General features: G+C 74.5%; 18 protein-coding genes, 1 pseudogene and 1 riboswitch. Of the genes and pseudogenes, 12 read left to right on the forward strand and 7 right to left on the reverse strand.

Annotation, left to right across the window (positions count from 1 at the left end; all coding sequences use genetic code 11):
• Positions 1-90: 90 nt before the first annotated feature.
• Positions 91-780 (forward strand): response regulator transcription factor, encoded by a 690-nt coding sequence (locus tag AB0M28_RS17015; protein ID WP_365404648.1) that lies wholly within the window; start codon positions 91-93, stop codon positions 778-780.
• Complete coding sequence (locus tag AB0M28_RS17020) at positions 777-2,321, forward strand: HAMP domain-containing sensor histidine kinase (RefSeq protein WP_365404651.1); 1,545 nt, start codon at positions 777-779, stop codon at positions 2,319-2,321. The genes AB0M28_RS17015 and AB0M28_RS17020 overlap by 4 nt, the downstream gene beginning before the upstream one ends.
• Here AB0M28_RS17020 and AB0M28_RS17025 read toward each other — a convergent pair.
• From AB0M28_RS17025 to AB0M28_RS17035, 3 genes are read right to left on the reverse strand one after another with little or no spacing between them, the layout of a single operon-like run.
• Complete coding sequence (locus AB0M28_RS17025) at positions 2,239-3,660, reverse strand: DUF2079 domain-containing protein (RefSeq protein WP_365404654.1); 1,422 nt, start codon at positions 3,658-3,660, stop codon at positions 2,239-2,241. The genes AB0M28_RS17020 and AB0M28_RS17025 overlap by 83 nt on opposite strands.
• A 17-nt stretch (positions 3,661-3,677) precedes the next feature.
• Positions 3,678-5,018 carry a metallophosphoesterase gene (locus AB0M28_RS17030; RefSeq protein WP_365404657.1) on the reverse strand — a complete coding sequence of 447 codons (1,341 nt, stop codon included), beginning with the start codon at positions 5,016-5,018 and terminating at the stop codon, positions 3,678-3,680.
• On the reverse strand, positions 5,015-5,257 hold the full coding sequence (locus tag AB0M28_RS17035; protein WP_365404660.1) for a hypothetical protein: 243 nt from the start codon (positions 5,255-5,257) through the stop codon (positions 5,015-5,017). The genes AB0M28_RS17030 and AB0M28_RS17035 overlap by 4 nt, the downstream gene beginning before the upstream one ends.
• 215 nt (positions 5,258-5,472) lie before the next feature.
• On the opposite strand from AB0M28_RS17035, the gene AB0M28_RS17040 reads away from it, so the two are divergent.
• Positions 5,473-6,792, forward strand: a complete 1,320-nt coding sequence (locus AB0M28_RS17040) for a D-alanyl-D-alanine carboxypeptidase (protein WP_365404694.1) — start codon at positions 5,473-5,475, stop codon at positions 6,790-6,792.
• Here the strand turns inward: AB0M28_RS17040 and AB0M28_RS17045 are convergent.
• From AB0M28_RS17045 to trpS, 3 genes and pseudogenes are all read right to left on the reverse strand, one after another.
• A pseudogene (locus AB0M28_RS17045) lies at positions 6,712-7,488 on the reverse strand (YihY/virulence factor BrkB family protein); the annotation flags it as partial. The gene AB0M28_RS17040 and the pseudogene AB0M28_RS17045 overlap by 81 nt on opposite strands.
• A 35-nt stretch (positions 7,489-7,523) precedes the next feature.
• A complete protein-coding gene (locus AB0M28_RS17050) occupies positions 7,524-8,099 on the reverse strand; it encodes a 2'-5' RNA ligase family protein (protein WP_365404663.1) in 576 nt (191 codons plus the stop codon).
• Positions 8,100-8,145: 46 nt separating this feature from the next.
• The gene (trpS, locus tag AB0M28_RS17055; RefSeq protein WP_365404666.1) at positions 8,146-9,168 is read right to left on the reverse strand and encodes a tryptophan--tRNA ligase; all 1,023 of its coding nucleotides are present in this window, start codon (positions 9,166-9,168) and stop codon (positions 8,146-8,148) included.
• A gap of 109 nt (positions 9,169-9,277) precedes the next feature.
• Between trpS and AB0M28_RS17060 the strand changes: the two genes are divergently transcribed.
• The 4 genes from AB0M28_RS17060 (at position 9,278) to AB0M28_RS17075 (ending at position 12,181) form a co-directional block, all read left to right on the forward strand.
• Complete coding sequence (locus AB0M28_RS17060; protein ID WP_365404697.1) at positions 9,278-9,886, forward strand: RNA polymerase sigma factor; 609 nt, start codon at positions 9,278-9,280, stop codon at positions 9,884-9,886.
• Complete coding sequence (locus AB0M28_RS17065) at positions 9,883-10,659, forward strand: hypothetical protein (RefSeq protein WP_365404668.1); 777 nt, start codon at positions 9,883-9,885, stop codon at positions 10,657-10,659. The genes AB0M28_RS17060 and AB0M28_RS17065 overlap by 4 nt, the downstream gene beginning before the upstream one ends.
• A gap of 37 nt (positions 10,660-10,696) precedes the next feature.
• Positions 10,697-11,407 carry a hypothetical protein gene (locus AB0M28_RS17070; RefSeq protein WP_365404671.1) on the forward strand — a complete coding sequence of 237 codons (711 nt, stop codon included), beginning with the start codon at positions 10,697-10,699 and terminating at the stop codon, positions 11,405-11,407.
• A 99-nt stretch (positions 11,408-11,506) separates the two neighbouring features.
• The gene (locus AB0M28_RS17075; RefSeq protein ID WP_365404673.1) at positions 11,507-12,181 is read left to right on the forward strand and encodes a hypothetical protein; all 675 of its coding nucleotides are present in this window, start codon (positions 11,507-11,509) and stop codon (positions 12,179-12,181) included.
• A 19-nt stretch (positions 12,182-12,200) separates the two neighbouring features.
• On the opposite strand, the gene glyA is transcribed toward AB0M28_RS17075, so the two are convergent.
• Positions 12,201-13,466, reverse strand: a complete 1,266-nt coding sequence (glyA, locus tag AB0M28_RS17080) for a serine hydroxymethyltransferase (RefSeq protein ID WP_365404676.1) — start codon at positions 13,464-13,466, stop codon at positions 12,201-12,203.
• 35 nt (positions 13,467-13,501) lie between these two features.
• A riboswitch (ZMP/ZTP riboswitch) is annotated at positions 13,502-13,594 on the reverse strand.
• Between the two features lie 148 nt (positions 13,595-13,742).
• Here glyA and rocD point away from each other — a divergent pair.
• The 5 genes from rocD (at position 13,743) to AB0M28_RS17105 (ending at position 22,459) form a co-directional block, all read left to right on the forward strand.
• A complete protein-coding gene (gene rocD, locus AB0M28_RS17085) occupies positions 13,743-14,948 on the forward strand; it encodes an ornithine--oxo-acid transaminase (protein ID WP_365404678.1) in 1,206 nt (401 codons plus the stop codon).
• Between the two features lie 86 nt (positions 14,949-15,034).
• Positions 15,035-15,340: a hypothetical protein gene (locus AB0M28_RS17090; protein WP_365404681.1), complete on the forward strand. Its 306-nt coding sequence runs from the start codon at positions 15,035-15,037 to the stop codon at positions 15,338-15,340.
• 84 nt (positions 15,341-15,424) lie between these two features.
• Positions 15,425-18,757 (forward strand): ABC transporter permease, encoded by a 3,333-nt coding sequence (locus AB0M28_RS17095; RefSeq protein ID WP_365404683.1) that lies wholly within the window; start codon positions 15,425-15,427, stop codon positions 18,755-18,757.
• Positions 18,754-21,495, forward strand: a complete 2,742-nt coding sequence (locus tag AB0M28_RS17100; RefSeq protein ID WP_365404686.1) for a hypothetical protein — start codon at positions 18,754-18,756, stop codon at positions 21,493-21,495. The genes AB0M28_RS17095 and AB0M28_RS17100 overlap by 4 nt, the downstream gene beginning before the upstream one ends.
• A gap of 31 nt (positions 21,496-21,526) precedes the next feature.
• Positions 21,527-22,459 (forward strand): ABC transporter ATP-binding protein, encoded by a 933-nt coding sequence (locus tag AB0M28_RS17105; protein ID WP_365404689.1) that lies wholly within the window; start codon positions 21,527-21,529, stop codon positions 22,457-22,459.
• Positions 22,460-23,281: the final 822 nt, after the last annotated feature.

A 23,281-nucleotide genomic window follows, 5' to 3' on the forward strand; every position in this document is an offset into this window, starting at 1 on the left:
AAGCCGACTCAGCGGATGCCCAGGGGGTTCTCAAGGGATTCACAGGAACCGGACCGGCCGCTCCCCCCGCGCCCCCTGGATACTGTCGGGATGAGCACCGCCACCGTTCTCATCGTCGAAGACGAACCCGGTATCGCGGACATCCTGCAGATCACCCTCAGATTCCACGGTTTCACCACGTACACGGCCGCCGACTGCGCCGGAGCGCTGGCCGCGGCCCGCGCGCACAGTCCCGATCTGGTGCTGCTGGACGTGATGCTGCCCGACGGCACCGGCTGGCAGGTCTGCCGCGAGCTGCGCGCCGGCCGCGAGGATCCGGCGGTGATATTCCTGACCGCCCGCGACGCCCCGTCCGACGTGCTCGGCGGGCTGGCGCTGGGGGGCGACGACTACATCACCAAACCGTTCAACGTCGACGAGGTCGTCGCCCGCGTGCGCGCCGTCCTGCGCCGCACGCGCGGCGCCGCGGCGCCCGCGCAGCGGGTGCTCGTGCACGGCGATGTGGAGCTCAACGAGGACACGTTCACCGTCCGCCGCGCCGGACGGCCCGTCGAGCTCACCCCCACCGAGTTCAACCTGCTGCGCCATCTGATGCGCAACCCGGAGCGGATCCTCACCAAGGAGGAGCTGCTGCGCCAGGTGTGGAGCTTCGACTCGGCGGTGGAGTCCACGGTGGTGGAGACGTACATCAGCTATCTGCGCCGCAAGCTCGACCCGCTGGGCTCCCCGCTGATCGAGACCCGCCGCGGGGTGGGCTACGGACTGCGGGAGGTGGCATGAGCTGCAAGGGCAAGGTGCACCGCCCGCACACCCTGCGGGGCAAGCTGAGCCTGGTCAACGCCCTGGTGCTGGCGGTCGGTCTGGTGCTGGCGGGGTGCGCGAGCATCGCGGGTACGTACATGCTGCTGATGAGCGAGGTCGACGACGCCGTACGCACCGAGGTGCAGGGGCTGTCGGGCACCCGGATCAACTCCGAGGCGCTGGAGAGCATCTGCGCGTTCGCCGCGGGGATGGGCGGCGACCACGACGACAGCCGGATCAAGGACAGCTACCAGCGGCAGGCGTTCCTCCTGCTGGACGCGAAGGGCAGGCCGCTGCCCATGTGCGAGATCTTCAGCCACACCCCCGTCGTGGACTCCGCCGCGTACGTCGAGGCGATCGGCGATCCGGTGGCGCTCGCCCGGTCCGGCGAGGTGGTCTCGGTGGAGATCGACGGGCAGCACCACCGCGTCGGCGTGGCCCGCCTCGACGACGGCGCGCTCGCCGTCACCAGCACCCGCTACGACGGCGTGCTCAAGGCCGTCCACAAGCTGTTCTACGTCGAGGCCGCGATCGCCGTCCTCCTCGTCATCAAGCTCTTCCTCATCTCCAACACCGCCGCCCGGCGCAAACTGCGCCCGCTGGAGGACATGGTGGAGACGGCGTCCGCCATCTCCGAGGGCGATCTGTCGCGGCGCGTGGACACCTCCAGCAAGGGCTCGCTGGAGGTCGAGCAGCTGCGCGAGGCGCTGAACGTCATGCTCCACCAGATCGAGGGCGCGATGCGCACCCGCGAGCACGCGACGGCGCAGCTGCGGCAGTTCCTCGCGGACGCCTCGCACGAGCTGCGCACCCCGCTGGCCACGGTCCGCGGCTATCTGCAGCTGTACGAGAAGGGGATGCTGGCCGGCGAGGAGAAGGAGCGGGGCCTGACCCGGGTCGCCGAGGAGGCGGAGCGGATGAGCCGGCTCGTCGACGAACTCCTCGCCCTGGCACGGCTGGAGGCGCATCCGGTGCGCGACCGCGGCCCCGTCGACCTGGCGTGCCTGCTGCGCGACGCGGCGGCCGACCTCGCGGCGCAGCAGCCGCGGCGGGTCGTGGAGGTGTCCGCGCGCGAGCCGGTCACGGTGACCGGCGACGAGGCGCAGCTGCGGCAGATCGCCGCGAACCTGCTGGCCAACGTCCGTACGCACACGCCGGAGTCGGCGGCGGTGTCGGTCTCCGTGCGCGCGGTGGGCGGTACGGCGGTGCTGCGGATCGCCGACACGGGGCCCGGGCTGCGGGAGGAGGACGCGGCGCGGATCTTCGACCGCTTCTTCCGCGCCGACCCGGACCGCGCCCGCGTCGCCGGCGGCAGCGGTCTGGGCATGGCGATCGTGCAGGCGGTGGTGGAGGCGCACGACGGCCGGGTCACCATCGACACGGCGCCGGGCGAGGGGCTGGCGGTGACCGTACGGCTGCCGCTGGCCGTACGGCCGCTCAGCGCACCAGCACCACGTACTGGTCCTGCTGGAACACCACCCGCCATTCGTACCCCGGATGCAGCGACCGTGCGTACATAGCCGGATCGGCTCCGGCGTACGACGTGCGCACCGCGATCGCGTCGGGCGTGACGCCCTTCGCGCCGCCCAGCCAGTACACCGTGTGGTCGGACGTCAGATGCGCCAGGAACGGCACGTCGGCCTCCACCGAAGCGCCCGCGGGGACGGCCTTCACGGCCTCCCGCGCCGCCTCGACGCGGGCGTCCGCCTGGTACGTCTGCGTACGCAGCAGGTCCCGCAGAGGCAGATGCTGGGTGAGGGCCAGCGACACGGCGACGACCACGGGCACGGCGACCGCGGCGTACGAGGCGAGCCACGGCTGCGGGGAGTGCCGGGCGCGGCGGATGCCGTCGACGAGGGCGAGGAAGACGACCGGCATCAGGGTGGCGCTGTAGTGCCAGCCCATCCCCCAGTGGTACGGCTCGTGGGACAGCAGCCGCCAGCCGAACGTGGGCAGGGTGAGCGCGACCAGCGGGGAGCGCAGGGCCAGGAAGCCGGTGATCGCGAAGACGAAGAAGACCATCTCGATCTTCTCGCTGTTGGTGAAGACGTCGAGCACCGTCGCGAGGAAGCCCGGCTGCTGGTCCTCGCCGCTCACCGAGACCTTCGTCCAGTAGTCGTAGCGGCCCGCGGAGTTGACCGCCGGGATCAGCACCCACACGGTCAGGACGAAGGACATCAGCCCGGTCGCGGTGAGCAGCGCGCCCAGCCGCCGCTGCCCGTACCAGATCAGCATGCCGCCGACGACGGCGACCGTGACCCCGAGGTCCTCCTTGACCAGCAGCAGCGGCAGCGCCCACAGCGCGGCGGCCCGCCACCGCTCCAGCAGCAGCGCCCGGCAGACGAGGGCGAGGAGCGGCACGGCGAAGGCGATCTCGTGGAAGTCGGCCTTCACCGCCTCCTGCAGCCCCCAGGACAGCCCGTACGCGATCGCGATCCCGATGCCGGGGAGGCGGCCGAGCAGGTCCCCCGCCGTACGGCCGACGACCGCGACCGACACGGCGAACAGCGCGGCCTGCGCCACCAGCAGCAGCTGCGCCGACGGCCAGAGCCAGTACAGCGGCGCCAGCAGCGCGATCACCGGGCTGAAGTGGTCCCCGAGGATCACGAAGCCGGGCCCCTTGATGTCCACGATGGGCGAGGAGAACTCGGCGTAGGAGCGCACCTCCTGCTCGAAGATCGCCAGGTCCCAGGAGGGCGAGTTGAAGTGGGCGAGCTGCAGCAGCGGGAAGAGGGCGTAGAGCGCGAGGAAGACGGCCGCGGTCAGCAGGTACGGCCGCCACGGCACCGGTGGCGGACCGTCCGGCGGGACGCCGCCGCTCTGCTGCCCGACGAACGTCCCTGTCTGCGTACCGGACACCCCGGCCCCTCCCTCGCTCACGCCTGCCGCGACGCCAGCTCGACCACGGTGATGTCCGACTCGGCCCCCACCCGCACCGGAGGCCCCCAGGCCCCGGCACCGCGCGTCACGTACAGCTGAGTGTCCCCGTAGCGCTCCAGTCCCGCCACCGTCGGGTTGGCGAGGGCCGCCACGTAGTTGCCGGGCCACAGCTGGCCGCCGTGGGTGTGGCCGGAGAGCTGCAGGTCGACGCCGTGGTCGACGGCGTCGTGGATGACGACCGGCTGGTGGGCCATCAGCACCACGGCCCGCGAGGTGTCGCGGTCGCCGAGCGCCTTTTCGAAGTCGGGGCCGTCGCCCTCGTCCTCGCCGGCAACGTCGTTGACGCCCGCCAGATCGAAGCCGGCGAGCTCCGTGCGGGCGTTCTCCAGCGGGTGGATGCCCAGCTCGCGGACGTGGTCGACCCACTCGGCGGCGCCGGAGAAGTACTCGTGGTTCCCGGTGACGAAGAAGGAGCCGTCCCGGGCCCGGAGGCCCCGCAGCGGCTCCGCGGCCGGGCCGAGGTGCTCGACGGTGCCGTCGACGAGGTCGCCGACGACGGCGATCAGGTCGGGGTTCGTCCGGTTGATCGTGGCGACGATCCGCTCGGTGTGGTGCCGGCCCAGCACCGGGCCGAGGTGGATGTCGCTGACCACCGCGATGCGGTAGCCGTGCGCGGCGCGCGGCAGCTTCGCCAGCGGCACGGTGACCCGCTTCACCTTCGGCGCGCGGCCCAGCACGCCGTACGCCCCGTAGCCGACGGTGCCGACGGCCGCCGCGGTCGCGCCGACGGCGACCGTGCGGGCGACGAACAGGCGGCGGGAGAGATCGGCCGGCTCCGGCGCGGCGCTCTCCGGCGCGGGGGCGTCGGGTTCGTCCGGCAGCAGCCCTCCCCCGCTGCCGGCCGCCCCTTCCCTGTCGCCTACCGCGACCTTCTGCGCCAGCGCGGCGACGGCCGCCTCCCGGCCCGGATCGGCGACAGCCCCGGTGACCGCCTCGTCGGCCGCCCGGCGCGCCGCCCGGCGCTCCAGGAAGCGGCGCAGCAGGGGACGGACCAGCTCGCCGGCGAAGAGGGCGAGGGAGAGGTAGAGGAGCGTGGCCAGCCACAGCATGCCGGGCCAGGCCAGCACCCGCTGCAGGGTGAAGTTCGCACCGGCCCGCTCGGTGGCGAGCCCGGCGAAGGTCGTCACGGGCAGGGCGATCAGGACGACGGTGAGCACGCGGCGGGTGCGGCTGCCCGGGGTGGTCGTGTCGCGGACGAGGCGCCGCCACAGATACCAGTGCACGAGGGCGACCAGGGACACGATGACCCCGATCACGACGATCACCAGCGGATTCATGCGCGGCTCCTGTTCGCCCGTACGCCCCGCAGGCCGATGAGCCCGACCACCGTCCCCAGGACGAAGGACGCCACGGCCAGCAGCAGGTGCACCCAGAAGTATCCGGTCGGATCCCCGGCGTCGTCGAAGGCGAGGCCGCTCCCGTCCTGCCAGAGGTTCTTCACGAAGGTGATCCAGATGAACCAGGACCACACGCCGAAGGCGGTGAGGAACCAGGACACGCGGGGGCTGAGCTTCATCGGTCGTCCTCCCGGACGGGGCGGGTCTGCGTACGTGCAGGGTAAGCAGACCCGCCGAACGGGTGCCGCCGAGGGGTCACGAGCGCGCCATGACGGGGTCACAGGCCCGCCAAATGGACCCCCGCGGGCTCCCCTTGTCCCCTACGGCCAGGTAGGTTCGGCCCGTGCCGTCCTCTTATCTGACCAGAACCGTGGCGAAGGTCACCGCCACCGCCCTGTTCCTGCTCGGCCCCGCCTCCGGGATCGCCGCCGCCCAGGACAAGACGCCCATGCCCCCCGACACGATGTCCAACATCGGCGGTGACCGGCTCGCGCAGCCCGGCACCCAGGCGGACATCGCCGTCGGGGCGCCACAGCTGCCCAAGAAGCTCACCGCGCGCTCGTGGATCGTGGCGGACGCGGAGAGCGGCCAGGTGCTGGCGGCACACAACGCCCACTGGAAGCTGGCGCCCGCGTCCACGCTGAAGATGCTCTTCGCCGACACCCTGCTGCCGAAGTTCCCGGCCACCCAGCAGTACAAGGTGCTGCCCGCGGATCTGCAGGGCATCGGCGCGGGCAGCAGCGCGGTGGGCATCAAGGAGAACGAGACGTACGCGGTGAAGGACCTGTGGCTCGGGGTCTTCCTGCGCTCCGGCAACGACGCCGTGCACGTGCTGACCTCCATGAACGGCGGCAAGCAGGCCACCGTGGCGGAGATGAACGCCAAGGCGGTGGACCTGGGCGCGCTGGACACGAAGGTCGTCGAGCCCGACGGCTACGACGCCAAGGGCCAGTCCTCCAGCGCGTACGACCTGACGCTCTTCGGCCGCGCCGGCATGCAGAACCCGGACTTCCGCTCGTACGCGGCGACCGCCACCGCGCAGTTCCCCGGCGAGAAGAAGAAGAGCGGCAAGCGCGACACGTTCGAGATCCAGAACACCAACCGGCTCCTGACCGGCGACTACGACGTCGACGTCTACCCGGGCATCGCCGGCATCAAGAACGGCAACACCACCGAGGCCGGCGCGACCTTCACCGGCATCGCCGAACAGGGCGGCCGGGTGCTGCTGGTGACCGTGATGCACCCGGCGGAGAGCGCCGGGCACAACGCCGTCTACCGGGAGGCCGCCAAGCTCCTCGACTGGGGCTTCAAGGCCGGCGACCAGGTCACCCCGGTCGGCGAGCTGGTGCCGCCGAAGAGCGCCGCGCCGCAGACCGAGGACGCCAAGCCCACCGAGAAGGACGCGCAGGCGGACGCGGCGAAGGACGACGCGGACGGCAAGGCCGAGCAGGCCGCGCGGAAGAACCAGGGCGGGGTGGGCATGGCCCTGTATCTGACCGGTGCGTCAGTCCTGCTCCTCGCCCTGATCGTCTTCGTCGTCCACCGCTTCCGGCCGCTGCCCGCCCTGGTGCGGGGCGGCCGTCCAGGCCGAGCAGTACAGCAGGAGCCGGGCCATGAAGTTGATCCACAGGACCAGCGCGATGGGGACGCCGAACGCTCCGTAGACGCTGCGGCCGGCGACGCCGGAAAGGTAGCCGCTGAGCAGAAGCTTTAGCAGCTCGAACCCGACCGCCCCGATCAGCGCCGCCACGACGGTGTCCCGGCGGTCCGGCCACACGCCGGGCAGCCGGGTCAGGGCGTACAGCAGCAGCAGGAAGCCGGCGGCGACGGACGCGGCGTAGGCGGCGGCGCTCAGCAGCCAGACGCCGGGGCCGTCGCCGTCGAGGCCCAGGGCCTTCACGATGCTCTTCGCGGCGGTGGCCGAGCCCACGGAGACGCCCACGGTGAGCAGCAGCGCGCCGCCGAGGCCGACGAGCACGGCGGCGTCCGTGACCTTGCCGAGGAAGAAGTTGCCGTCGGTGTCGTCGCGGTCCCAGACCGCGCGCAGGCAGGACCGTACGGAGCCGATCCAGTTCAGCCCGGTCACCAGCAGGAAGCCCAGCGCGATCGCGCCGATGGTGCCGGCGTTGTGGAACAGGGCGCCGAGATCGAGCTGGTCGGCGATCCCCGGCACCTGTTCGCCCATCCAGTCCTCGAGCTCCGCGCGCTGCTCGGCGTCGAGGAACATCGCGGCGACCGCGGCGATGCTGGTGATGAGGGGGAACAGGGCGACGAAGCTGGAGAACGTGATGGCGGCGGCGAGCCGGCTCCAGTGCCGCTCCTGGATGTACTCGTAGACCCGCCACACCCGGGTGCGCGTCCCCCACGCGGCGACGCGTCCGACCACGGGCAGCCTGGTGAGCCAGTCCATGCGGGCCAATCTACGAGATTCCGGCGGGCCCGGGACTATCCGGAGGACGCCGCCGTCCTCGCGCCCTGCGCGGGAAGCGACGGCCGGCCGGCGAAGCCGAACTCCCGCTGCAGGCGCCACACGCCGTCCTCGGCGCCCTGCTCGTAGAGCGCGAAGCCGGCCACCGACCACGCCGCCTCGAAGTCGGCCAGCTCGGCCAGCGCCTTGTCCATCGCCGTCTCGTCTATGCCGTGCGCCACGGTCACGTGCGGGTGGTACGGGAACTGCAGCTCCCGGGCCAGCGGCCCGCCCGTGTCCCGGACGAGCCGCTGCAGCCAGGAGCACGACGCGGCGCCCTCGACGACCTTCACGAAGACGACCGGCGTCAGCGGCCGGAAGGAGTCCGTGCCGCACAGCCGCATCGGAAAGGGCACCCCCCGGTTCGCGATGCCCGCGAGGTGCTCCTCGATCGCCGGCCGCAGCCCCGCCTCGACCTCCGTCGGCGGCAGCAGCGTGACGTGCGTGGGAATGCCGAGGGCCGCGGTGTCCCCGAAGCCGGTGCGGTGCTGCTGGAGCAGGCTGCCGTACGGCTCCGGGACCGCGATCGAAACGCCGAGCGTCACGGTCCCCACGTCGTCTCCTAAGGGTCCTGAGGGCGCGGCGGGCGCGAGGCCCGCGTCAGTGCTTGGCGGGCAGGAAGCCCACCCTGTCATACGCCTGGGCGAGCGTCTCCGCCGCGACAGCGCGGGCCTTCTCGGCCCCCTTGGCGAGGATCGCGTCCAGGCTCTCGGTGTCGTCGAGGAACTCCTGCGTGCGGGCGCGGAAGGGCGCCACCCACTCGCTGACGACCTCGGCGAGATCCGTCTTGAGCGCACCGTAGCCCTTGCCCTCGTACCGCTGCTCCAGTTCCGGGATGCTCGCCCCGGTGAGGGTGGAGTAGATGGTGAGGAGGTTGCTGACGCCCGGCTTGTCCTCGACGTCGTAGCGGACCACCGTGTCCGTGTCCGTGACCGCGCTCTTGATCTTCTTCGCGGAGACCTTCGGCTCGTCGAGCAGGTTGATCAGGCCCTTGGGGGAGGACGCCGACTTGCTCATCTTGATCGTCGGGTCCTGCAGGTCGTAGATCTTCGCCGTCTCCTTCAGGATGTACGGCGCGGGCAGCGTGAACGTCTGCCCGAAGCGCGTGTTGAACCGCTCCGCGAGGTCGCGGGTCAGCTCGATGTGCTGGCGCTGGTCCTCGCCGACCGGGACGGCGTCGGCCTGGTACAGCAGGATGTCCGCGACCTGGAGGATCGGGTACGTGAACAGGCCGACCGTGGTGCCCGCGGCGCCCTGCTTGGCCGACTTGTCCTTGAACTGGGTCATCCGGGACGCCTCGCCGAAGCCCGTGAGGCAGTTCATCACCCAGCCGAGCTGCGCGTGCTCGGGCACATGGCTCTGGACGAACAGCGTGCAGCGCTCGGGGTCGAGGCCGGCGGCCAGCAGCTGGGCGGCGGCCAGCCGGGTCGAGGCGCGCAGCTCCGCGGGGTCCTGCGGAACCGTGATCGCGTGCAGGTCCACCACCATGTAGAAGGCGTCGTGGGAGTCCTGCAGCGCGACCCACTGGCGGACGGCGCCGAGGTAGTTGCCGAGGTGGAACGAGCCTGACGTGGGCTGGATCCCGGAGAGCACCCGGGGACGGTCACCGATGAGAGCTGCCATGAACTCATTCTCTCAGGTACGGAACCGAACCCCGGCGTCCGGTGTATGAACCGCACAGGACGCGGGAGCGCGGGAGGGGGACCGGAGGATCAGCGGGGGCGAGGCGGAGATCATCGAGCGCGTACGCCGCGGGGAGACGGAGGCGTACGGCGAGCTGGTGCGCGCCCACGCGCCGTTGGCCCAGCGGGTGGCGCTCGCGCTGGGCGCGGGGGCGGACGCGGAGGACGTGGTGCAGATCGCCTTCCTCAAGGCGTACCGCTCGCTGGGCGGATTCCGCGACGGCGCCGAGTTCCGGCCGTGGCTGCTGCGGATCGTCGCCAATGAGACGAAGAACACGGTGCGGGCCGCCCGCCGCCGGCGGGGCCTGCACGAACGGGCGGCGGCGCTGGAGGGCTTCCGGCTGTCCGCCGTCGCCCCGGCGCCGGGCCCCCGTCCGGCGCCGGGCGCGGGAGACGAGCCCGCGGCCTCCGGGACCGGGGCGGATCCGGCGGCGGCGCTGCTGGACGCCGAGCGGCGGGAGGAGTTGCTGGACGCGCTGCGCCGGCTGCGCGAACCGCAGCGGCTGGTGGTCGTGCACCGCTATCTGCTGGGCCTGGACGAGGCGGAGACGGCCGCGGCGCTGGGGATACCGCGCGGCACGGTGAAGTCGCGGCTGAGCCGCGCGCTGCGCGAGCTGGAACGGCTGCTGCCGCACGGCGAGGGAGGTGGGGGCAGGTGAGCGACCGGCTGGCACGCGAGCTCGAGGCCCTCGGCCGGGCCCTGGCCGACGAGGTGGAGCGTTCGTACGACCCGGGCGGCACCGCCGACGCGGTGCTGGCGCTGATCGGCGACGAGCCCGTCCCGGCCCCGGGCCGCGCGCTGCGCGCCCGGCGCTGGCTGCGCCGCCGGTGGCGGCTGCTCGGCGCGCTGCTCACGGCGCTGGCGGTGGCGCTGGTCCTCACCCCGCCGGTACGGGCCGGGGTCGCGGGCTGGTTCGACCTGGGCGGGGTGAGCGCGCGCGTCGAGCCGCCGCCGGTGGTCACGTCGGGGCCGCCCGGGCCGGGGTCCTCGTCCCCGCCGCCGGTCACCCCGGACTGCGGCGACCTGGACCTGGACGGGGCGCGGCGCCGGATCGGCTTCACCCCGCTGCTGCCCGCCGGGCTCGGGGCGCCCGAGTCGGCCGGGGTGTCCGCCGGCGGGCGGGTGCTGTCGCTGTGCTGGCGCGACGAGCGGGGGCGGGTGATCCGCGTGGACGAGTTCGAGAAGACGCTGGAGCCGTGGTTCTACAAGACCGTCCCGCACCCGTGGGAGCCCCTCGAACTCGACGGCTCCGCGGCGACCTGGTTCCCCGAGGCGCACCGGCTGGACCTGGCGTTCACCGACGGCACCAGCAGCACCGTCCGCCCCGCGGGCCCCACGCTGGTCTGGGAGCGGGACGGGCTGACGCTCCGGCTGGAGGGGGTGACGGAGAAGGACCGCGCCGCGAGTCTTGCCGGGACGTTCCGTCGCTGAGGACCCTGTGGGGTGCGGACCCGGAAGGGGGTGCCCCATGCGAGGATTCCTGCCGGTGGCGTGGCTGCCGGCCGGTGCGGCCGTGCTCGTCCTGGCCGTCGGTGCGGTCGTGCTCCTGCCGGCCGGTGCCGCCGCGGCCCCGCCCCCGCCCCGGCACGTGGTGATCACCAACCCCGGCAGCCATCAGGCCACCGCGCTCTATCGCGGCTCGGACACCTACCGGGCGCTGGACGAGGCCGTGGGCCGGCTGCCGCCGCGCAAGGCGCCGCTGCGCGGTGAGCTGTACGGCGGCCGGGACCGGGTGGTCACGCTGAGCTGGCTGTTCCGGGAGACGGCGGTGTGGCGGACCGACCGCGTCTATCTGGACTCCCCCGGCGGCCCGTGGGTGCAGCGCTTCGAGGCCCGGCGGGGCGAGAGCGTGGACGTCTCGGACCTGCCCGCGACCTGGCACCGCGCCGCGCACCCGGACACCCTCCTCACCCTGCTCACGCTGCTCGGCGTCGCGGGCACGCCGTCCGGCGTCCCGCCGAACATGAACCCGCTGCCGTCCCTGGACCTCGGCTCCCCGGACGACGCCACGGCGCAGAGCGGTGCGGACCGGCTCACCGCCAACTGGTGGTGGTCGCTCCCCGGCGCGGGCGCCGGCGCCGCACTGGCGCTGGCCGCGCCGACGGCCCTGCGGCGCCGGCGGGAGGCGCGGAGCGGTCCGCCGGAGGACGGTCCGCGGCAGGTGCTGATCGACCTGTGAGTCGGGGTCGTACGACATGAGCTCCCGGAACCCCCGCCCGCGCGGCGGTGTAGCGGGGGTGGACGGACGGTGCCGGCGACGGCGGAAGGGAGACGGCCCATGCGCAGACTGACCCTCCTCATCGGCGCGTTCGCGGGCGCGGCGGCCCTGTGGCTGGGCACGGCGACGCCCGCGGCCGCGGGCGGGCCGACGAGCGTGCTCGTGGTGAACGCGGGCAGCGGCGAGGCCGCGGGCCTGTACGGCTCGTCGGCCGACTACCAGGCCCTGGACCGGGCGGTGGGCGAGGCCGGGAAGCCCGCCGCGCAGCCCCGCCTCGACGAGCTCGGCGGGCGCCGGATCTCGCTCACCTGGATGCTGCACGACGTGAAGGTGTGGCGCGTGGACCAGGTCTACCCGGACGCCGGCGGCGGCGTCCTCGTCAACCGGCGGCTCGACTCCTACGGGGAGCAGCAGACGGAGTGGTTCCACGCCGCGGACCAGCAGAGGGTGAAGGAGATCCTCGGCAGGCTCCGCGTCCTCGGCCCGGACACCGGCGGATCGATGTCGGCCCCCGACTTCCCGGCCTTCGAACCGGAGGCCGCCCCGGCGCCCACGCCGGATCCGGCCCCCGCCGCGTCCTCCGCGCGGTCGGCGACCGACAACTGGTGGTGGGCCCTGGCCGGCCTCGCCGCCGGCCCCGCGCTGGCCGTCGGCGCCGCCCGCGGCCTCCGCCGGCTGCGGGAGCGGGCGGAGGCGCACGGGGAGGGGGCGTGGCAGGAGCTGGTCGACGTGTGAGGCAGCGGTGCGGGAGCGGCTACTGCGCCAGCCCCGGCGCCGGGAAGGCCGCCATCAGCTCGGCCACCTCGGCGCGGATCGCCTTCAGCGCCACCTCGTCGCCGGACCCGGCGGCGGTGACGCCCCGGTCGATCCACTCCGCGACCTGCGCCATGTGCTCCGTACCCAGACCGCGCGAGGTCAGCGACGGGGTGCCGATGCGCACGCCGGACGGGTCGAAGGGCTTGCGGGGGTCGTACGGCACGGTGTTGTAGTTCACCACGATGCCCGCCCGGTCCAGGGCCTTCGCGGCGATCTTGCCGGGGACGTCCTTCGGGGTGAGGTCCATCAGGATGAGGTGGTTGTCCGTACCGCCCGACACCAGCTCGAAGCCCCGGCCGGCGAGCGCGGCGGCCAGCGCCCGGGCGTTGGCGACGACGTCCGCGGCGTACTGGCGGAACGAGGGCTGCGCGGCCTCCTTCAGGGCGACGGCGATGGCGGCGGTGGTGTGGTTGTGCGGGCCGCCCTGCAGGCCGGGGAAGACGGCCTTGTCGATGAGCTTGCCGGTGTCCTCGTTCACCGCGAGCAGCATCGCGCCGCGCGGGCCGCGGAGCGTCTTGTGCGTGGTGGTGGAGATGACGTCCGCGTGCGGTACGGGCGAGGGGTGGGCGCCGCCCACGATCAGCCCGGCGATGTGCGCGACGTCGGCGACGAGCACGGCGCCCACCTCTCGGGCGATCTCGCCGAAGGCGGCGAAGTCGATGATCCGCGGTACGGCCGTACCGCCGCAGAAGATCAGCTTCGGGCGCTCCTTCAGCGCCAGGTCGCGCACCTCGTCGAAGTCGATGCGGCCGGTGTCCCGCCGTACGCCGTACTGCACTCCGCGGAACCACTTCCCGGTCGCGGACACGCCCCAGCCGTGCGTGAGATGGCCGCCCATCGGCAGCGCCATGCCCATCACGGTGTCGCCGGGCTCGGCGAACGCGAGGTACGCGGCGAGGTTCGCGGGGGAGCCGGAGTAGGGCTGGACGTTGGCGTGCGCGGTGCCGAACAGGGCCTTGGCGCGGTCGATCGCGAGGCGCTCGACGGGGTCGATGTTCTGCTGGCCCTCGTAGTAGCGGCGGCCCGGGTAGCCCTCGCTGTACTTGTTCGTCAGGACCGTGCCGGTGGCCTCCAGCACGGCACTGGAGACGTAGTTCTCGCTGGGGATCAGGCGGAGCGTGTCCGCCTGCAGCTGCTCCTCCGCGCCGATGAGGGCGGCGAGTTCGGGATCCGCGGCGGTGAGTGCGGGATGGTCGAGTGGCATGGCTTTGAACCTCCGGGTCGCGTGGGCGATGACTCCCGGGGTGCCCAGGCGGGCGGCACCTCGTGTGCTCAGCCGGCGCGCCGCTTCCCCGTGGTCGCTTCCACGTATCGCCAGTCGCGGCGCCCACCGTCCACCATAGTGCGGCGGGCGCGGGACACGGGGTCCCGTCCCACTCTTCGGTCGGCGCTTACGCCCATGCGGGCGAGGGGCACGATAGAAGTACCCCACAAGGGTCCTCCCGCATCTCCTGACGTATCAGCGAAGGAGCAGCAAGCCGTGACACGTTCCACCGACCTCATCAACGAAGCTGAGGCCCACTCCGCGCACAACTACCACCCCCTGCCCGTCGTCGTGGCCTCCGCCGAGGGCGCCTGGATGACCGACGTCGAGGGCAAGCGCTACCTCGACATGCTGGCCGGCTACTCGGCGCTGAACTTCGGCCACGGCAACCGGCGGCTGCTGGACGCCGCCCGCGCCCAGCTGGAGCGGGTCACGCTGACCTCCCGCGCCTTCCACCACGACCGCTTCGCGGCCTTCTGCACGGAGCTGGCCGCCCTGTGCGGCAAGGACATGGTGCTGCCGATGAACACCGGCGCGGAGGCGGTCGAGACCGCGGTGAAGACCGCCCGCAAATGGGGCTACCGGGTCAAGGGCGTCCCGGACGGCCGGGCGAGGATCGTCGTCGCGGCGAACAACTTCCACGGCCGTACGACGACCATCGTCAGCTTCTCCACGGACCCGGAGGCGCGCGCCGACTACGGCCCGTACACGCCCGGCTTCGAGATCGTCCCGTACGGCGACATCGAGGCCCTGCGGGCGGCCGTCGACGACGACACGGTCGCCGTGCTGCTGGAGCCCATCCAGGGCGAGGCGGGCGTGCTGGTGCCGCCGCCCGGCTATCTGCGGGCGGTGCGGGAGCTCACCGCGGACCGCGGCGTGCTGTTCATGGCCGACGAGATCCAGTCGGGGCTGGGCCGTACGGGCCGCACCTTCGCGTGCGAGCACGAGGACGTCGTCCCCGACGTCTACATCCTCGGCAAGGCGCTGGGCGGCGGCGTCGTCCCCGTCTCGGCGGTGGTGGCCGACTCCGGCGTCCTCGGCGTCTTCCACCCCGGCGAACACGGCTCCACCTTCGGCGGCAACCCGCTGGCCTGCGCGGTCGGCCTCGAGGTCGTCGCGATGCTGCGCACCGGCGAGTACCAGCAGCGGGCCACGGAGCTGGGCGACCACCTCCACCACGAACTCGGCCTGCTGGTCGGGCAGGGTGCGGTCGAGGAGGTTCGCGGCCGCGGGCTGTGGGCGGGCGTCGACATCAATCCGTCGTACGGCACGGGCCGGGCGATCTCGGAGAAGCTGATGGCCCGCGGCGTCCTGGTGAAGGACACCCACGGCTCGACGATCCGCATCGCGCCGCCGCTGGTCATCTCGAAGGAGGACCTGGACTGGGGCCTGGACCAGCTCCGGGCGGTGCTCGCCGGCTAGCCGCCGGTCGCAACTCCGTTTCGCGCCAGCCCACTTGGCGGTGCACAATCGCCCCCCAGGGATCACCGTCCACTGGGGGGCGTTCTGTGAGCGAGACATTCTGGGCGGCGGTCGCCGCCCTCACCGGCCTGGCCGGGAACATCACCGCCGTGGTCGTGGCCGTGGTCTCCCTGCGCAAGGCGGACCAGGCGCTGGCCCAGGCCTACGCGGTCGACGGGGCCTCCTCCGCGATCGCCTGGCGGGACCAGGTCATCGCCCTGCACGACCGGGGGCTGACGCCCGACCAGATCCGCGAGATCATGCTGCTGGAGGACGGCGGCGAGGGCTACGAGCGGAGCAACGGCCGCATCGACGACATCGTGTCCGCCATCCCCCGCCGGCCCGCGTCCTAGCGCCCGAAAGGTCGACGGTCCCACCGCGCACGGATCTTCCGTGATCGCCACGGGCCCGGGTACCGTCGGCGCCGGGGGGAGAACATGACCATCACCGAGCAGCGTCCGCCCGCCGGTCTTCGGGTGAAGCGGAGGCGGCGGGCTCCGGTCGTCGTACGGCACAGCGCGCACCACGGGCTCGTACTCGTGGCCGCCGGCCTCGCCGTACTGCTCTCCGTCACCGTGCTCGCCGCCCTGGTCGCCCTCACCGAGCACGCCGCGCAGACCGGCGCCCGCCAGCGGCTCGCCGCCGAGCCCGACGCGTCGATCCGGGTCACCGGGCGCTATGACCCGGCCGGGGTGCCGCGGGCCGACACGGACGTACGGCGCGCGCTGGGCGGCGTGTTCGGCGACGTACCTCACCGCACCGAGACCCTGCTGCGCGCCCCCTTCGCGAACACCGGGCAGCTGCCGGCCGCCGACGGCACGATGTGGCTGACGCTGCTCGGCGTCGCCGGCCCCGAGCGGCACGCCCGCCTCGACGAGGGCCGGTGGCCGCGGCAGGCGGCGGGGGGACCCGTCGAGGTCGCGCTGGACCGCGGCTACGCGCGCCGGTTCGGGCTGCGCCCCGGCAGCGAGGCGGAGTTCGGCGGCGAGCACGGGCCGCGGCTGACGGTGCGGGTCACCGGCACGTACACCCCGCGGGACGCCGGGAGCGTGGTCTGGCACGGCATGACGGGCACGTTCGGCGTCCCCGACAGCGTGGCCCTGGCCCACCCCGGCTCGTTCGCCGCCATCGAGGCGCTGCGTACGGACGCCGCCGCCCTGTGGATCGGCGTCCCGGACGCCCGCCGGTTGGAGCTGGGTGAGCTGGACGGACTGCGCGAGCGGGTACCGGAGTTCGCGGCCAGCCGCACCGACCTGTCCGTCTTCGGCGGGCGCGCGCCGCCCCTGAAGGAGGTGCGGATCGACTCGCAGCTCGGGTTCGCGCTGCGGCAGCTGGACATCCCCGTGGCCGTCGCCCGCGCCGGCATGTATCTGCCGTCCGCGCTGCTCGCCGCGCTGGCCGCCGCCGCGCTCGTGCTCACCGCGCGCCAGCTGGTCCGGCACCGGGCCGCCGAACAGGCGCTGCTGGGCGCGCGGGGCGCCGGCTGGCTGCGGCTGACGGGCGGCGCGGCCGCGCAGTGGGCGCTGATCGCCGTACCGGCCGCCGTGGCCGCCCCGCTGCTCGCCGTACCGCTGCTGCGGCTGCTGCGCGGTACGGGCCTGCTGGACACCGAGCTGCCCCGCACCGCCGCCACCGCCGCCGGCTGGTGGGTGGCGGGCATCGCGCTGGCCGTCCACGGCACGGCCGTCCTGGTCCCGGTGGCGCGGGCCGCCCGGGACCGCCGTACGACGCGGCGGCTGCGGCTGCGGGCGGGCCGGTTCGCCGCCGCGCAGCGCACCGGGGCGGATCTGGCGCTGGCCGGGGTGGCCGTGCTCGGCTGGCTGCAGCTGCTGCGCTACCGCACCCCGCTCGCCGACAGCGGCTCCCTCGACCCGGTGCTCATCCTCGCGCCGGTCGCGATGACCGCCGCGACCGTGCTGCTGTCGCTGCGCCTGATGCCGCTGGCCGGGCGGGCCGTGGACCGGCTCGCGCGGCGCGCCTCCGGGCTCGTGCTGCCGCTCGGCGGCTGGCAGCTGGGCCGCCGCACGCAGGGCCACGCGGGACCCGTCCTGCTGGTCGCGCTGGCCCTCGCGGTCGCCTCCCTCAGCGGTACGGCGCTCGCGATCCTCGACCGCGGCGACCAGGACCAGGCCGTCTTCCGCACCGGCGCCGACCTGCGCGCCGAACCGGGCGACGACGCGGCCGGCTTCACCCCCCGTAGCGGACGGCACAGCCGCTACGCCGCGCTGCCGGGGGTCGCCGCCGTCACGCCCGTCGTGTCGCTGAGCACGCTCGTCGGCGCCGAGTCCGCCGGCATCACGGCGCTCGACACCGCCGGGATCGCGGCCACCCAGCGCGCCGGCTCCCCCTCCGGCCCCGTCCCCGCGTTCCGCGCCGACCTCGCCGGCGGACAGCCCCTCGACAAGCTCCTCGGCTCCCTCGGCGAAGGGGTGAAGGACCACGGGATCCTCCTCCCCGGCCGTCCCCGCTCCCTCGACCTGCGCGCCCGCGTCGCCGCCGACGGACCGGGCACGCCCGTGCCGCTCACCCTGGAGCTCACGCTGGAGGACGGCGACGGCCTCGGCCACACGGTCCGGCGCGAACTCCCCCCGCTCGACGGCCGGGAGCGCCCCTTCACCATCCCCTTCGACCCCGCCTCGCAGTACCCGCTGCGGATCACCGCGATCCGGCTCTCGGTCCCGCCCGGCGAGGAGTCCGTGCGCCGCACCTACCGCGTCCTGCTGGACGGCCTCGACGCGCAGCCCGTGCGCTGGCGCGACGGCTTCGCCGGCCGGGCGCCCTCGGAGTGGCTGGCCGGCTGCCCCGGCGCCGTGAAGCCGCGCTTCCTGGAGGGGCTGGTCCCGGCGTCCGGACTGCTGGTGTGCGACGACCGCACCGGGCCGGGCGAACTGTTCGACGGCGTGCTGCGCGGCCCGCAGCTCGACCTGCCGCGCGAGCGCCTCATCTGGCGCGTCGACCTGGAACCGGCCGTACGCGACAAGGCCGCGCCCGTACCGGCGCTGGTCGACGACGTCCTCGCCGCCGGCGGCCTGGCCCGGCCCGGCGACACCGTCACCTTCCTCCTCGACGGCCGTGAGTACCGGGCGCGGATCGTCGGCCGGATCGGCGGCATACCCGGCTTCGACCGCACCGAGGGCCGGCTGCTGATGGACACCCGCGCGCTGGCCGCGGCGCTGACGCACGACGGCAGGCCGCCGCCGCGCGAGGCGTTCTGGTGGATGTCGGCGAAGGGCGGCGACGCCTCCGCCGCGCTCACCGCCGCCCGCGCCGAGCCGGGCCTGGGCGCCGTCACGGACATCCCGGGCGAGCGGCGGGCCCTGGCCGACGGCCCGCTGCGGGCCAGCACCAACGCGGCGCTCGTGCTCTGCCTGATCCTCGCGCCCGCGTTCGCGGTGGTCGGCTTCACGCTGCACACGGTGCTCTCCGCCCGGTCGCGCGGCCGGGAGTTCGCGCTGCTGCGGGCGCTGGGCGTACGGCCCCGGCAGCTCACCGCGGTGCTGTGGACGGAGCAGCTGTCGCTCGCCCTGTTCGCCGCGCTGACGGGCACCGTCACGGGTACGGCGCTGGCGACGGCGATCACGCCCGTCGTCGCCGTCGACGACACCGGGTCGCCGGTGTTCCCGTCGCTGACCGTCACCGTGCCGTGGGGGTGGGTGCTGCCGCTCGCCCCGGCGGTCGTGCTGTTGATCTGCCTGGCCGTGACGGCGGGCGCGCGGGTGCTGGCCGGGGCGGACATGGCCCGGGTGCTGCGGGCGGGAGAGGACCGATGACACCACGCCGTGAACTCCCCGTCGCGGTACGCGAGATGCGCGCCGACGCGGCGCTGCTCGGCTGCCTGGCCCTGCTGATCGCGCTGCTCACGACCGCCGTCACCGCGGCGCCGCCGCTGCTGGACCGGATGGAGGGCCGCGCCCTCGACCAGCGCCTCGCCACCGGCCAGCGCGACGACGCCCTGGTCCGGATCAGCGCCGGCTTCGACCAGCTCAGCGACGCCTCCCCGCCCGTCGACATGCTCCCCACCGACGGCCCCGCGCCGCTCGGCGAGGACCTGGAATGGGCGGTGCACGGCATCGAGCCGGAGCTCGTCGGCGATCTGCGGGGCAGCCTCTCCTTCACCTCGACCCGGGTCGACGTCCCCTCCTCCGCGGTGGACGTCCCCGGCGGACCGGCGGAGCTGTCGCTGCTGTACGCCGACGACGCCCCCGACGCCTACGTGTCGGGCCGGGCGCCGCGCGGCACGGGCCGGGACAAGCCCGTCGAGGTCGCCGTCTCCGAGGCCACCGCCGAGCGGCTCGGGCTCCGCGTCGGACAGCAGGTGCAGCTGATGGGCGGCCTCTCCGACATCCAGGCGCCCGCGGTCGTCTCCGGGGTGTTCCGCGGGCCGAAGCCCGGCGCGGCCGGCGCCCGTATCTGGCGCGAACAGCCGCTGCTGGCCCGGCCGCAGGCCGTACCGGGCACGCCCGTCCACGCCCAGGCGCTCATCGCCGCGGAGAGCCTGGATCCGCTGCAGCGCTACGGGCTGCCGCGTTTCCAGGCCCAGTGGCGGATGCGGCTCGGGCTGGCCGACGCCGCCGACACGTTCGCCGGCGAGGGGGGCCGCGCGGAGCTGGTGCGGGCCCTCGCCGAGTACGAACAGCTCGTCAAGGGATCCTTCTGCAACGGCTGTTCCACCCTGAAGCCCACCGGCTGGCAGGTCACCGACGGCGCCCGGCCCGTCGTGGAGTCCTTCGGCGGGGAGTGGCGGCGGGCGGAGCTGCTGGCGTCGTTCGCGCTGGCGTCCCTCGTCGGGACGGGGCTGGCCGCCGTCGTCGTCTTGGGGCGGCTCGCGGTACGCCGCCGCGAGGGGCAGCACCGGCTGCAGCGCGCGCGGGGCGCCTCCGCGCTCGGCGTCGCCGCCTCCCGGGCGCTGCAGACCGCCCCCGCGGCCCTGCTCGGCCTGGCGGCGGGGCTCACCTTCGCGTCCGGCGGCTCCCCGTGGACGGCGCTCGCCGTCGCGGGCGGCGCCTGGCTGGCCCTGCCCGCGCTCACCTGGCTCGCCCTGCGCGACCGCACCCTGCGCGCCGCCTCCGAGGCGCCCGCGCACCGGCGGACCATCGCGGAGGCCACCGTCGTCCTGCTCGCCGCCGCGGGCATCGGGGCGCTGCGCCTGCGCGGTACGGGCAGCGGCAGCGGCCTCGACCTCCAGCTCGCGGCCGTACCGGTGCTCACCGCACTGGCCGTGGTCGTGCTGCTGGTGCGCGTGTACCCGCTGCCCCTGCGCGCCCTCGCCCGGCTGTGCGCGCGGCGCCGCGGCGCGCTCCCGCTCATCGGCTTCGCCCGCGCCGCGAAGGACGCGCCGGCCGCGACGCTGGCGCTGGTCGTGCTGGTGACGATGCTCGGCTCCGCCGTCTTCGGCGGTCTGGTCGACTCGACCGTACGGGCCGGACGGGCCACCGCCGTCGCATGGGCCACCGGAGGCGCCGACGCCGCCCTCGTCGGCGCGACCGACCCCACCGGGACCGGCGCGGTACGGCGGGCGCCGGGCGTGGTGCGGACGGCGGACGTCCATCTGCTGCGTACGGACCTCACCAGCACCCGCAGCGGCGCCGCCCGCACGGCGGCGTACGTCGTCGCGCCGGACGGCGCCCGGCTGCGCGGACCGGCCGCGGCGGCCGTTCGTACGCTGCCGAAGTCCGCCGACGGGACGGTGATCCCCGTGCTGGCCACGGACGGCGTCGTGGGCGCGGGTACCGGCGACACGTTCGAGACGACGCTCAAGGGCGCCCGGGTGCGGGTACGCGTCGCCGGGGTGCTGCCCCGGTCCGTGCTGCGCGACCCCGCCCTCGGCCCGCTGCTGGGCCGCGTCACCGACCTGGACGCCTCCCCCGTCCTCCTCGCGGACGCCTCCGCCCTCACCGCCGCCGAACAGGCCGGCGCCCACGTCGCCGCCGACCACCTCACGCTGCTGTACGGCGGTCCGAAGGGCCTGGACCCCGCGGCCGTACGGGCCGCCGCCCCGCCCTCGTCGCCGGGCAGCGCCTACGGCACGCTCGTCTTCCGCTCGGAGGAGGCGGGCCGCGACGGCGGCGAGGGCGTCCTGGACATCGTCCGGCGCGTGCACGCCGCGTGTACGGCGGTGGCGGCCGCGTTCGCGCTGCTCGCCCTGCTGCTGGAGCTGCTGCTGTCCGCTCCCGAACGGGGCCGGACGGCCTCGTACCTGCGCACCCTGGGCCTCGGGGCGCGGCCCGGTGCGCTGCTCGGCCTGCTGCAGCTCGCGCCGATGGCGCTCGCCGCGGCCGTGGGCGGGGTCGCGCTCGGGTACGCGCTGCCCGCGGCGCTCGGCCCGGCGCTCGAACTGCGGGCGCTCACCGGCGGACCGGTGGAGCCGCCCCTGCACACCGACTACGTGCTCACCGCCGCCCTCGGCCTCGGGACCCTGGCGCTCATCGCGTGCGCGGTGGCCGTCGACCACGTGGCCGGGCGGCGCAGGGGCGTCGGGTCCGTTCTGCGGCTGGGGGACCCCGTATGAGCAGGCATCGCAAGGGACCAGGAGGATCTGCATGAGCGACACGCCACTCGCGGCCCTGGAGGAGCGGGCCAGGGCGGACCGCGCGCCCGCGGCCGACGAGGCGCTGATCTCCTGCGACAGCCTGGTGCGGATCTTCCGTACGGACGAGGTCGAGGTGCAGGCCCTGCAGGGGCTCGACCTGCACGTCACGGAGGGCGAACTGACCGCGCTCGTCGGGGCCTCCGGCTCCGGGAAGTCGACGCTGCTGGGCATCCTGTCCGGCCTGGACCTGCCCACCGCCGGGCGCGCCCGGGTCGCCGGGCACGACCTGCTCGCCATGGGCCGCCGCGAACGCCTGGACTACCGGCGGCGCACGATCGGCTTCATCTGGCAGCAGACCGGCCGCAATCTGCTGCCGTACCTCACGGCGCTCGAGAACGTGATGCTGCCGATGAAGTACACCCGCGTCCCGCGCCGGCACCGTGCGGCGCGTGCCGAGGAGCTGCTCGGCACGCTGGGCATCGGCTACTGCCGCGACCGCCGCCCCGGTGAGATGTCCGGCGGCGAGCAGCAGCGCGTCGCGATCGCCGTGGCCGGCGCCAACGAGCCGCGCGTGCTGCTCGCCGACGAACCCACGGGCGAGCTCGACACGGCCAGCGGCACGGAGGTCTTCACGGCCCTGCGCCGCGCGAACGAGCAGCTCGGCGCGACGGTGCTCGTCGTCACGCACGACGCGCAGGTCTCCGGCCAGGTGCGGCGCACGGTGCGGATCCGCGACGGGCGCACGTCCACGGAGACGCTGCGCGGCGACGCGGAGACGGCGGAGGAGTACGCGGTCCTGGACCGCGCAGGCCGCCTCCAACTCCCCCGCGAGTACGTAACCACCTACGCCCTGACCCGCCGCGTCCGCCTCACCCCAGAACCAGACCACATCGCCATCTGGCAAGCCCCCTCCGAGGAGGAACCCCCGCCACCCCCGCAGTAACGAGCCGATGCCACTCCCCTACCGGGGGGTCGAAGGCCCGGGAAGGTGGGGCGAAGCCCCCGCAAGGGAGCTCGGAGGCGAAGCCTGGGGGCTGGGGCCAAGCCCCCGGGGGCGTGGAGCGGAACCCCAGGGTCTGCGGCCAAGCCCCGGAGAGGTAGGGCGAAGCCCGGGGGTAGGGCGAAGCCCGGGGGTAGGGCGAAGCCCCCGCCGGGGGCACGGAGGCGAAGCCCGGGGGCCGGGGCGAAGCCCCGAGACCCGTCAACGCGTGCCCGCCTGCGGCACGCCTCCGCACCCACCCCGCTTGCCCAACTCCCCCCACTGGGGTCAGGGCCGCAGCCTCAGAGGCCGAGAGCGGAACCCCAGGGGCTGGGGCCAAGCTCCGGGGCCTGGGGCGAAGCCCCCGAAACCCATCAGCCCCGAGACCCGCCTGCGGCGCGCCTCCGCACCCACCCCGCTTGCCCAACTCCCTCCACTGGGGTCAGGGGCGCAGTCCCAGGAGCCGGGAGCGGAACCTCAGGGGCCGGGAGCGGAACCCTCACGGGCCGGGGCCAAGCCCAGGGGCCTGGTGGCGGAGCCCCCTGGGGGCGGGGAGCGGAACCCTCGAGACCCGTCAACCCCCGTGCCCCGCCCGCGGCGCCTCCGCACCCACCCCGCTCGCCCAACCACCCTCCCCACGGGGGTCAGGGGCGCAGCCCCAGAGGCCGGGAGCGAACCCCAGGGACAGGGGCCAAGCCCCGGGGTCTGGGGGCGGAGCCCCCGAAACCCGTCAACGCCCGTGCCCCGCCCGCGGCGGCTCCGCACCCGCCCCGCTTGGTCAAGCAC

The organism is Streptomyces sp. NPDC051940, from assembly GCF_040680895.1.
GTDB lineage: Bacteria > Actinomycetota > Actinomycetes > Streptomycetales > Streptomycetaceae > Streptomyces.

Bases quoted from the DNA above. Each gene is read 5' to 3' on its own strand.
- AB0M28_RS17030 (WP_365404657.1), bottom strand. From the start codon at position 5,018: ATGAATCCGCTGGTGATCGTCGTGATCGGGGTCATCGTGTCCCTGGTC.
- AB0M28_RS17035 (WP_365404660.1), bottom strand. From the start codon at position 5,257: ATGAAGCTCAGCCCCCGCGTGTCCTGGTTCCTCACCGCCTTCGGCGTG.
- AB0M28_RS17105 (WP_365404689.1), top strand. From the start codon at position 21,527: ATGAGCGACACGCCACTCGCGGCCCTGGAGGAGCGGGCCAGGGCGGAC.
- glyA (WP_365404676.1), bottom strand. From the start codon at position 13,466: ATGCCACTCGACCATCCCGCACTCACCGCCGCGGATCCCGAACTCGCC.
- AB0M28_RS17095 (WP_365404683.1), top strand. From the start codon at position 15,425: ATGACCATCACCGAGCAGCGTCCGCCCGCCGGTCTTCGGGTGAAGCGG.
- trpS (WP_365404666.1), bottom strand. From the start codon at position 9,168: ATGGCAGCTCTCATCGGTGACCGTCCCCGGGTGCTCTCCGGGATCCAG.
- AB0M28_RS17070 (WP_365404671.1), top strand. From the start codon at position 10,697: ATGCGAGGATTCCTGCCGGTGGCGTGGCTGCCGGCCGGTGCGGCCGTG.
- AB0M28_RS17020 (WP_365404651.1), top strand. From the start codon at position 777: ATGAGCTGCAAGGGCAAGGTGCACCGCCCGCACACCCTGCGGGGCAAG.
- AB0M28_RS17100 (WP_365404686.1), top strand. From the start codon at position 18,754: ATGACACCACGCCGTGAACTCCCCGTCGCGGTACGCGAGATGCGCGCC.
- AB0M28_RS17015 (WP_365404648.1), top strand. From the start codon at position 91: ATGAGCACCGCCACCGTTCTCATCGTCGAAGACGAACCCGGTATCGCG.
- AB0M28_RS17075 (WP_365404673.1), top strand. From the start codon at position 11,507: ATGCGCAGACTGACCCTCCTCATCGGCGCGTTCGCGGGCGCGGCGGCC.